The following is an 8,949-nucleotide window of genomic DNA, read 5'->3' on the forward strand; positions in this document are numbered from 1 at the left end:
TCCTCATTTTCAAGAAATACAAGAGATCGCTAATTTGGGTAGTGGGTCAGTTTGAAAGTCCATCCCGATCAGAATAGGCGCTTTCGCCTAGGCCCCGTCTGGAAATAGACGGGAACGGGCGTCACCGACAAGCTTTGGGAGAAGCGCGAACATCGTTGCGCTTGTCGAAGCCGAGAAGCCAACAGTGCGCGGCCCTTACAAAAAGCGCGTGACGTAAAAAGAGAAGGGCTCGCGGCGTTTAGGCGCGAGCCCTTTTCCTTGCTGAGAGCTACATTGTTGGGTGTGCTCTGGCGGTCGGATATTCATCACAATCACGGGTTTAGAGGAAGCTGGCGATCATTCACATTCGCTCAATAGAGCGTGATGGACGGGGGAGTTTGGGCTAACCCGCGATTTCAAACCGACCCACTATCCTAGTTGGGGTGGAAATTTCACCGGCCGGCCGCGTCGTAACGAAACACCAGCGGCTTGTCTTGGTAATCAGCCAGCGTGTGGAGCAGATCGCCGATGGTCAGGTCCGAGGATCCAATGGAGGAGCGGGGACGATATTTCTTGTCAGGAGTGAGCATGTCGGCTATGCCTCGTTTCAATATTTCAAGGATTGTTGAAACGTGGATGAGCGACAAGCCCTGATGGCCTTTGGTGCGCTGTCGCAGGAAACGCGGCTGAAACTGCTTCGGTTGCTGGTGGTTGCCGGGCCGGACGGCATCGCCGCCGGTTCGCTTGCCGAACAGGTCGAGGTATCTCCGTCCAATGTCAGCTTCCATCTCAAGGAACTGGAGCGCGCCGGCCTGGTCGGCACGCGCCGCGACGCACGCTCGATCGTCTACAGCGCGGAATACGATGCGCTTTCCGCTCTGATCCGCTTCCTGATGGAGGATTGCTGCTCGGGCCGGCCGGAAATCTGCGCGCCGGCGCTCGCCGCCCCGTGCTGCCGGCCGGGCGAGGGGCCCCGGCAATGATCTCTTACGATCTGCCGCGACGTGCCGTTGCTGAAGCCCTGGGCGCCGGCCTGCTGGTGGCAACGGTGGTCGGTTCCGGCATCATGGCGGAGACGCTGACGCATGACACCGCGCTGGCGCTGCTCGCCAACACGCTCGCGACCGGCGCCATGCTGGTGGTGTTGATCACCATCCTCGGACCGATCTCCGGGGCGCATTTAAATCCGGCCGTCTCGCTCGTCTTCTGTTTGAACCGGTCGCTCCCGCCGCGCGATCTGCCTGCCTATCTCGCCGCGCAGTTCGCCGGCGGCATCGCCGGCACGATCGCCGCGCACCTCATGTTCGCCCTGCCGCCCTTGGAAATCGCGACCAAGCTGCGCGCCGGACCGGCGCAATGGTTTTCGGAGATTGTCGCGACATTCGGCCTGGTCGCTGTAATTCTCGCCGGCCTGCGCTTCGAGCGACGGGCTGTGCCATGGCTGGTAGGCCTCTTCATCACCGCCGCATACTGGTTCACTGCCTCTACGTCGTTCGCCAATCCGGCCGTCGCCGTGGCGCGTGCGCTCACCGACAGCTTTTCAGGCATCAGACCGGCCGATCTCCCGGGTTTCATCGTCGCCGAACTGCTCGGCGCCTTGATCGCGCTGGCGCTGATGGGCTGGCTGCTGCGGCCAGAAAACATTGGGCAATCCGCACTGAAAGCCGAGCCATGACGGTCACCATCTACCACAACCCCGCTTGCGGCACCTCGCGCAACACGCTTTCCATGATCCGCGCCAGCGGTGAGGAGCCGATGGTGATCGAATATCTGAAGGCGCCGCCGAGCCGCGAACGGCTACTCGAATTGATCGCGGCGATGGGCATCCCCCCGCGCGACCTGTTGCGGGAGAAAGGCACGCCCTACGCGGAGCTTGGCCTCGCCGATCCGAAATGGAGCGACGACGAGCTGATCGATTTCATGCTCGCCCATCCCATCCTCATCAACCGGCCGATCGTGGAGACGCCCAAGGGCACGAGGCTCTGCCGGCCGTCGGAGGCGGTGCTGCCGCTGCTCGACAACCCCGTGCGCGAATTCGTCAAGGAGGATGGCGAGAAGGTCGCCTGGTTGCCGCAAACCTAGAGCGCCAGATGCATTTTCATGCATAACGGTCCGCCCTGTCGGAGCTTGGGCGGATAGGTTGGCAGCGCGGTGCTGGAATTCGTGGCGGCGATCGCTACGCCCGCAGCCGCTCAGGCGCAGTCCTTCAACTCGACCACCTCGACGCCGAGGCGGAAGGCCTGACCATCGGCATAGGAGCGCGCAAATTGCTCGGCTTCGAAAGGGAAGGTCAGCGTAGTGCCGTAGGCGGTGACGCGCACCGTCCACCTCTGGCCCTTGACGAGTTCAACGCCGTGAAGCTTGGCCGTCGCCATCTCACCCTCCTCCAGTCCGGCATGCTCGCGGACGCAAAGACTAACGCCGCGGAAGTCGTTTGAGTACAAATAATCCGACCCAATCGTGTCGCTGCCGTGTCGATTCCGACATTCGGCGCGGCGCTTCCGTGAAATGGATCACGTTCGCTGCTGGAACCCCGGACACGTCGAGTGGATTAGACTTACGAGCAGAGGAGGTGTCCCATGATCCGCAAGCTGAAGTCCGGCGACTACCGGCTCTATTCGCGCAAGGTGGATCCGAGGACCGGCAAACGCCGGAATCTCGGTACCTTCAAGTCGCGCGAGGCTGCCGAAAAGCACGAGCGCGAGGTCCAGTATTTCAAGCGGCATTAGCGGCATGCGACAAGCTCGTTCGGTCCGGCGCCGCCTGTGCGGAAACGGGATCGCCGAGTGGGCAGTGATTAGAAAACGCTAACGGAACGGAAACACGTCCGCGCTAGGGTGGTGCGTCGGGCGATTGAGTTTGAGCCCGCCGGGCAAGTTTCGGGACCAGTGCATCATGGCCACCTTTCCCCACTTAGAGCGCCGTCTTCATTCACGAGAATTCGTGCTGAAGGAGGCTACAATCGTCACCGGCGACGCCAGCATCAGGTGCTCCGTCCGTAATCAGCACGAGCATGGCGCCGAACTGCGCGTCGGGCCGCAGGTGGAATTGCCCGACCGTTTCACGCTCATTGTTCCCGATGACGACGCCGTTTATCGTGCCGTGGTGCGCTGGCGCCGCAACGAGCGCGTCGGCGTGCAGGTCTACAGCAATTCAATGAAGGGCTGACGGCCTTCGTTAGCCCCGGCAACGGGGCAGAGCGGCGTCGCCGGCCTCTCCACCGCCGTCGTCTCGTTGAGCGCGGGGGCCACGTGCAGGCCGCCGAGCGCGACCTGCTGAATGGAGGCCCGGCTCTCGTCGGACCCTCCCGTGCTCAGTCGTGATGCTCGGGCATCGACTTCAGCTGGTCCTTCGTCCATCTGGTCACGGCGTGGACGTCGCCGTCCTCGTCGCGCATGAAATCCAATTGGTTGGCGCTGACGGCGACCGGCTTTGCACCGATGCCGAGGAAGCCGCCGACATCGATGACGACCTGGCTGCCATGCATGTGGTCGACTGAGCCGATCTTTTCGTCGTCCGGGCCGTAGATGGTCGCGCCTTCGAGAATGCTGGGAGTCAATTCGGCGTTTGTCAGCCTCACGTGGTTGGTATGATCCATGACAGGTCTCCTGTGGTTAGACAGGAGGAACTGTCGATGGCAACGAGGGTTCCGCCGACGTCGAATGCCGGCAACGTCGCACGCGTCTGGGTTCCTGACCTACAGCCCTTTCCGTGCCCGGATGCTCCGCGCCGCCTGCTCGATCGCGGCGCGGTCGCTGCCCAGCCTGTCGAGCAACTCCTGCGCTTCTTGGGCCGATATGCCGGTGCGTATCGCAAGCGCCTCGACCGTCAGCACATCCGCGCTGTCGATCTCGCGCGTTCCCGGCAGCGCATCGTCTGCGGTGAGCGGCAGCGCCGCCTCGCGATCGATCTCCATCTCGGCCTGGCGCCAGTGCCGCTCATGGTCGCCATGCAAGCTGCCCTCGCGCTGCCAGAGCTCATAGGCACGCTGCCTGATCTTCTCGGTCCGATCATCATCCATTGCCGTTCCTCCCTTTGCGTGCCACTCAACGCGGGATGAGGCGGAACGATCCCCGAGGCCCAAGAAGTGATCGGCTGGCGCCAGCCAAAGCCTGGCCGGTGGTCAGGCTCCGTAAGTCGCCAGCGGCTTGCCGAATGTCCCGGGTTCCGGTTTGACGCCCAGGCCCGGCCGCTGCGGCACGGCTATGAAGCCCTTTTCGATCACGACCGGGTTCTTCCGGTCGAAATGCCCGTCGATATATTCTTGGGCGATCCAAGCTCCCTCCATCCGGCGCGGCTCGACCGTGGCAGCAAGATGGACACAGGCCGCCGCGATGATGTCGCCGCCCCAGGCGTCGTCGCAGCTGTGCGGCAGCGAGCGAATGGCGCAAAGGTCGCGCACGGTTGTCATCTTCGTGAGGCCGCCGAGGCGCGTCACCTTCAAGCCGAAGCCGTCGGCGATGCCCATGGAGATCGCTCGCAGCACCGCGTTCTGGTCCTCGGTGCTCTCGTCGAGATAGACCGGATGCGTCACGCGGCCCTTCAGCGTAGCGACTTCATCCATGGTGTTGCAGGGCTGCTCGAAGACGAAGGGGATGGCGTGGCAAAGCCGGTCAAGATGGATTGCCGACACGATTGTCAGGCCCCGGTTGCCGTCGACCGCGATGCGCGCCTTGTAGCCGACAGCTTCCCAGACCTTGTGCACGACGGCCACGTCTTCTTCGAGGTTGCGCCCGCCGATCTTCACTTGGAGGCGCGGATAGCCGGCCTTCACCTTGTCGGCGGCGATCCTCGCCGTTTCGTCCGGCGGACCTACGATCAGCGAATAATAGGCCGGCACGCGATCGGTCAGCGCGCCGCCCAGCAGCGTCGAGACCGGCACGCCGAGCTTTTGGCCGAGCAGGTCGAGAAAGGCCATGTCGAACGCGGCCTTGGCATAGCCATGTCCGTTCAGGCGCTCGTCCATCTGTTTCGCAAGCAGCCTGATCGAAGCGATCTCCGCACCGATCAGACCCGGGGCGATTTCGGCGATCGCCGCGCGAGCGCCCAGCGCATGGTGCGGCTGATAGACCGGTCCGATCGGGCAGGTCTCGCCCCAACCGGTCAAACCGTCTTCGGTCACGATCTCGACAAGCGTCGAGTCCAGCGACTCCACGTCGTCGCTGGCCATGCGGTAGACGCCGCCTTTGACGGGCAGCTGCGCCGAATAGACGTTGATCCGATCGACGCGCATCACATACGCGCCCTGGCCGAGGTCGGATCGTAAGGCGAGTCCGCGATCACCTCGGCGATCTTCCATTCTCCCAAAATGGCGACCTCGAGCTTGGTGCCGGGCTTGCTCAGACGCTCCGGCAGAAGGGCCAGCGCCACGTCATGGCCGAGCGCATAGCCGTAGCCGCCCGACGTAATGCGCCCGACAAGTTCGCCGTCGCTATAAAGGCCCTCGGAGGCAAGCGTGCTCGCGCCGTCGGTTTCGATCTTGAGCGTCACCGACCGGCGCTGGTCGTTCCTCGCCTTGTATTTCAGCACCGCCTCGCGGCCGACGAAATCGCCCTTGTCGAGGCGGATGAAGCGCTCGAGCCCGCTCTCCAGCGCGTTGAGCTCAGGGTTCATGTCGCGATACATGGCGCGATAAGATTTTTCGAGCCTGAGCGACTCCAGCGCATGCAGCCCGATAAGCCGCATGCCGTGCTTCTCGCCCTCTTTGAGGATGGCATCCAGCAGCTGCCGCTGATAGGACAGCGGGTGATAGAGTTCCCAGCCGAGCTCGCCCTCATAGTTGACGCGCAGCAGCCGCACGTCGCTGGCCAGTGCGACGCTGCCGGTCGCCACGCTGAACCACGGGAACTTTTCGTTCGAAAGATCGATCTCGGTCAGCGGCTGCAGCACTTCGCGTGCCTTGGGCCCGACGACGGTGAAGCAGCCGCGATCGTTGGTGACGTTCTTCAGTGATATGCTGCCGTCGGCGGGCAGCAGCCTTGAGAGATCGTCGAAATTCCAGCGCTCGGCGCGCGGCGTCGAGATGAGGTAGAACAGGTCTTCTCCGAGGCGCGCCACCATGTACTCCGCCTGCACCCCGCCGCCTGCAGTGAGGTGATGGGCCAGCGTCACCTTTCCGACCGCCGGCAAGCGATTGGCGATGATCCTGTCCAGCCAGGCGGCCGCGTTCGGTCCGGACACCTCGAACTTGGTCATGGGCGTCATCTCGACCAGGCCGACGGCAGTGCGCACCGCCTGGACTTCCTGGGCGACGAGGTTCCCCTTCGGCGTCCATCGCCAGCTATACTGGTCCTTGGCTTCGACGCCGTCGCGCGCGAACCAGTTGGGCATCTCCCAGCCATTGAGAACGCCCCAGACGGCGCCGAGCTCGGTCAGCCTGTCATAGGAAGGCGCGGTCTTCTGCGGCCGGGCGGCGGGCATGTCCTGTCCCGGATACTTCTGCTCCGCATGTGTGCCCCAGGCCTCGCGGACCTTTTCGCGCGTCCAGGCCTTGTTGGCATAGTCGCCGAAGCGGCGCGGATCGAGATCCGAGGTGTCGAGGCTGTTGCCGCCTTCGACGATCCGTTCCGACAGGTAATAGCCGATCGTGCCGCCCCACAGGATGCCGCCTGGCACGCCTTCGGCCAGCCAGACATTGGGCCGGCCCCAGGCCGGCCCCATCAAGGGAAGCTCGTCCGCGGTCATCTGGAACGGTCCGCGCACATTGGCCTTGATACCGACGCGCCCCAGCGCCGGCACCAGCTGCAGAGCCTGCTCCCAGTTCCACGACACCGCCTCGAAATCTTCTTCGACGAGGTCGGCGCCGAACCAGGAAGGGACGCCGTCCTCGGCGAACAGTTTCAGGTTCGCCGTGCGCTCGTAAGGCCCGAACATCAGCCCGTCGCCTTCTTCGCGCAGATAGCCCTCGAACCCTTCGTCGCGCAGGATCGGCATTTCGGGGCGGCCCTGCCTTTTCCGCTCGACGATTTCCGGCACCGCTTCGGTGATCCAGTACTGATGCAGGATCGGGATCGCCGGGATATCGAGGCCGAGCAGCGCGCCGGTCTGGCGCGCATAATTGCCGGTCGCGGAGATCACGTGCTCGCAGGTGATGTCGCCCTTGTTAGTCTGGACGAGCCATTCGCCGCCGGGCGTGCGCCTGAAGCCGGTGACCTCGGTGTTCAAGTACACCTTGGCACCCAGATCCCGCGCGCCTTTGGCCATGGCGATGGTCACATCGGCCGGCGCGATATGGCCGTCATCGGGATGATAAAGCGCGCCCAGCATGTGGTCGTTGTCGAGCAGCGGCGCCAGCTGCCTCGCTTCGCCCGGCGTCAGCAACTCAGCGCGCATGCCCTGGACGTCGGCCACGCTCATATAACTCTTGAATTCGTCTAGCCGGTCGCGGCTGTTGGCGATGCGCAGCTGGCCGCATTTGTGCCAGCCGACCGGCTGGCCGGTTTCGGCCTCCAGCCCTTCATAGATCTCGATGGTCTTCTTGATCATGCGGCCGACATTGATGTTGCGGGTATAGGACGGGATCAGGCCCGCCGCATGCCAGGTGGAGCCGGCCGTAAGCTGGGTCCGCTCGAGCAGCGCAACGTCGGTCCAGCCGCGCTTGGCCAGGCCGTAAAGGATGCCGGCGCCGACGCATCCTCCGCCGACGATCACCACTCTCGCATGTGCTTGCATCGAACCACCAATTCCAGATCGTTTTCAAAAGCGCGCCGCCGAAGCTACAGGCGACGGAAGGCCGTGTAACGTTCTGAAAAACTAGGGGTAACGATAAATTAGGCTTATGCAGCGATCCCGCCTTGGCGGCTCGCTCCTCCCGGCGTTTTTACTGCGCCTGCCCGTCCTGCGCCGTCTCGTCCTTGAACTCGACTTTCGTGCCCGGCTTGACCATAGCGGCGAGGTCTTCGGCATCCCAGTTGGTCAGCCGGATGCAGCCATGCGAGTAGGTCGTCCCGATTTTGCCGGGATCCGGCGTGCCGTGGATGCCATAGCTTTCGATCGAGAGGTCGATCCAGACCGATCCCACCGGATTGTTCGGTCCCTTGGCGATGGTGAAGGGCCGCTTGCTCTTGACCCCCTTGAAGGCGAATTTCGGATTGTAGTGATAGGTCGGATTGCGCACCACGCGTTTGACCTCCGCGGCGCCGCTCGGCGCCGGCTTTTCCTCGCTGCCGATCGAGGCCGGATAGACCGCAACCGGCTTGCCTGATGGATCGAGCGCGCGGACCTGGCGGGATGCCTTGTCGACCTCGATGGTCTCGATCTCCGCCGGGGCGTCGCCCCGTCCGAGATCGGGCACTACGAGGCTCACATCTGCCTTCCGGAACCCGACGCGCGGGTTGAGCGTCTTCAGCAATTGTTCGCTGATGTGGAAACGCTCGGCCAGCCTCTCCCGCGCGTTGCGATAGCCGAGGCGCTTCAGACGGGCCATCCGCTCCAGGCGGGTGGGAATGCGCCTGGTAAAGGGGCCGCGCACGTCCTTGACCGTGACCTCATATGCCACCAGAACCGGCTCGGCGGAGCTCGCCGTCAGCTTGTCCCAGGTCTCGCGTGTGAGCTTGCCGTCGGAAGCCAGTCCGTTCGCCGCCTGGAACGCCGCCACGGCTTTGGCAAAATTGTCGGAGAGGCGACCGTCGATCAGGCCCGGCGAGAAGCGGGCGCGATCGAGAAGGATCTGCGCCTTGAGAAGCATCGGACTGACGTCCTTCGGCTCGCCCTCGCTGAATTGCGCCTGATTGACCGCGTCGAGGTCAAGCCTGGCCGCCTGAGCTCCGCTGCATGCGAGCGCGAACGCCACGGCAGCGACAACGAAGAGCCGGACCATCGACTTCACTCCCGGGTTACGACAGAAACCTGTCTTTATGACGCGGGCGTGCCGATCTGGTTCCTGTCGCAGCGCCGGCGTGAAAATCATTAGAACGTGCACCTTTGGGCGTACGATCTTGAATTTTATGCCGAAACCAGTTCCCAAGAGCG

At 63.6% G+C, this 8,949-nt stretch carries 12 protein-coding genes; 5 read left to right on the forward strand and 7 right to left on the reverse strand.

The window, feature by feature from the left end; genetic code table 11:
• Positions 1–431 precede the first annotated feature (431 nt).
• Entirely contained in the window at positions 432–626 is a 195-nt protein-coding gene (locus EOD29_RS35905) for a hypothetical protein (RefSeq protein WP_164746740.1), read from the reverse strand.
• Between EOD29_RS35905 and EOD29_RS10575 the strand changes: the two genes are divergently transcribed.
• Genes EOD29_RS10575 through arsC form a run of 3 tightly spaced genes read left to right on the forward strand, consistent with a single transcriptional unit; the run spans position 612 to position 2,061 of the window.
• Positions 612–962, forward strand: coding sequence for a metalloregulator ArsR/SmtB family transcription factor (locus EOD29_RS10575; protein ID WP_067321941.1), 351 nt, complete (start codon positions 612–614; stop codon positions 960–962). The two genes, EOD29_RS35905 and EOD29_RS10575, sit on opposite strands and share 15 nt — an antisense overlap.
• Complete coding sequence (locus EOD29_RS10580) at positions 959–1,654, forward strand: MIP/aquaporin family protein (protein WP_127246687.1); 696 nt, start codon at positions 959–961, stop codon at positions 1,652–1,654. The genes EOD29_RS10575 and EOD29_RS10580 overlap by 4 nt, the downstream gene beginning before the upstream one ends.
• Entirely contained in the window at positions 1,651–2,061 is a 411-nt protein-coding gene (arsC, locus tag EOD29_RS10585) for an arsenate reductase (glutaredoxin) (RefSeq protein WP_127240443.1), read from the forward strand. The genes EOD29_RS10580 and arsC overlap by 4 nt, the downstream gene beginning before the upstream one ends.
• 110 nt (positions 2,062–2,171) lie before the next feature.
• Here the strand turns inward: arsC and EOD29_RS10590 are convergent, their stop codons facing one another.
• A complete protein-coding gene (locus tag EOD29_RS10590; protein ID WP_067321930.1) occupies positions 2,172–2,354 on the reverse strand; it encodes a hypothetical protein in 183 nt (60 codons plus the stop codon).
• Between the two features lie 204 nt (positions 2,355–2,558).
• On the opposite strand from EOD29_RS10590, the gene EOD29_RS10595 reads away from it, so the two are divergent.
• Positions 2,559–2,708, forward strand: a complete 150-nt coding sequence (locus EOD29_RS10595) for a hypothetical protein (RefSeq protein ID WP_095778956.1) — start codon at positions 2,559–2,561, stop codon at positions 2,706–2,708.
• A gap of 166 nt (positions 2,709–2,874) precedes the next feature.
• Entirely contained in the window at positions 2,875–3,147 is a 273-nt protein-coding gene (locus EOD29_RS10600; RefSeq protein WP_067321928.1) for a PilZ domain-containing protein, read from the forward strand.
• Positions 3,148–3,292: 145 nt separating this feature from the next.
• Here the strand turns inward: EOD29_RS10600 and EOD29_RS10605 are convergent, their stop codons facing one another.
• From EOD29_RS10605 to EOD29_RS10625, 5 genes are all read right to left on the reverse strand, one after another.
• Positions 3,293–3,577 carry a photosystem reaction center subunit H gene (locus EOD29_RS10605; RefSeq protein WP_095778953.1) on the reverse strand — a complete coding sequence of 95 codons (285 nt, stop codon included), beginning with the start codon at positions 3,575–3,577 and terminating at the stop codon, positions 3,293–3,295.
• A 99-nt stretch (positions 3,578–3,676) separates the two neighbouring features.
• Positions 3,677–4,000, reverse strand: a complete 324-nt coding sequence (locus tag EOD29_RS10610) for a DUF2934 domain-containing protein (RefSeq protein ID WP_067321922.1) — start codon at positions 3,998–4,000, stop codon at positions 3,677–3,679.
• A 102-nt stretch (positions 4,001–4,102) separates the two neighbouring features.
• The gene (locus EOD29_RS10615) at positions 4,103–5,212 is read right to left on the reverse strand and encodes a mandelate racemase/muconate lactonizing enzyme family protein (protein ID WP_127246688.1); all 1,110 of its coding nucleotides are present in this window, start codon (positions 5,210–5,212) and stop codon (positions 4,103–4,105) included.
• Entirely contained in the window at positions 5,212–7,650 is a 2,439-nt protein-coding gene (locus EOD29_RS10620; RefSeq protein ID WP_127246689.1) for an FAD-dependent oxidoreductase, read from the reverse strand. Before EOD29_RS10620 ends, EOD29_RS10615 begins: the two co-directional genes overlap by 1 nt.
• Positions 7,651–7,798: 148 nt before the next feature.
• A complete protein-coding gene (locus EOD29_RS10625; protein ID WP_127246690.1) occupies positions 7,799–8,797 on the reverse strand; it encodes a L,D-transpeptidase in 999 nt (332 codons plus the stop codon).
• Positions 8,798–8,949 lie beyond the last annotated feature (152 nt).

This window comes from Mesorhizobium sp. M1A.T.Ca.IN.004.03.1.1, from assembly GCF_003997555.1.
GTDB lineage: Bacteria > Pseudomonadota > Alphaproteobacteria > Rhizobiales > Rhizobiaceae > Mesorhizobium.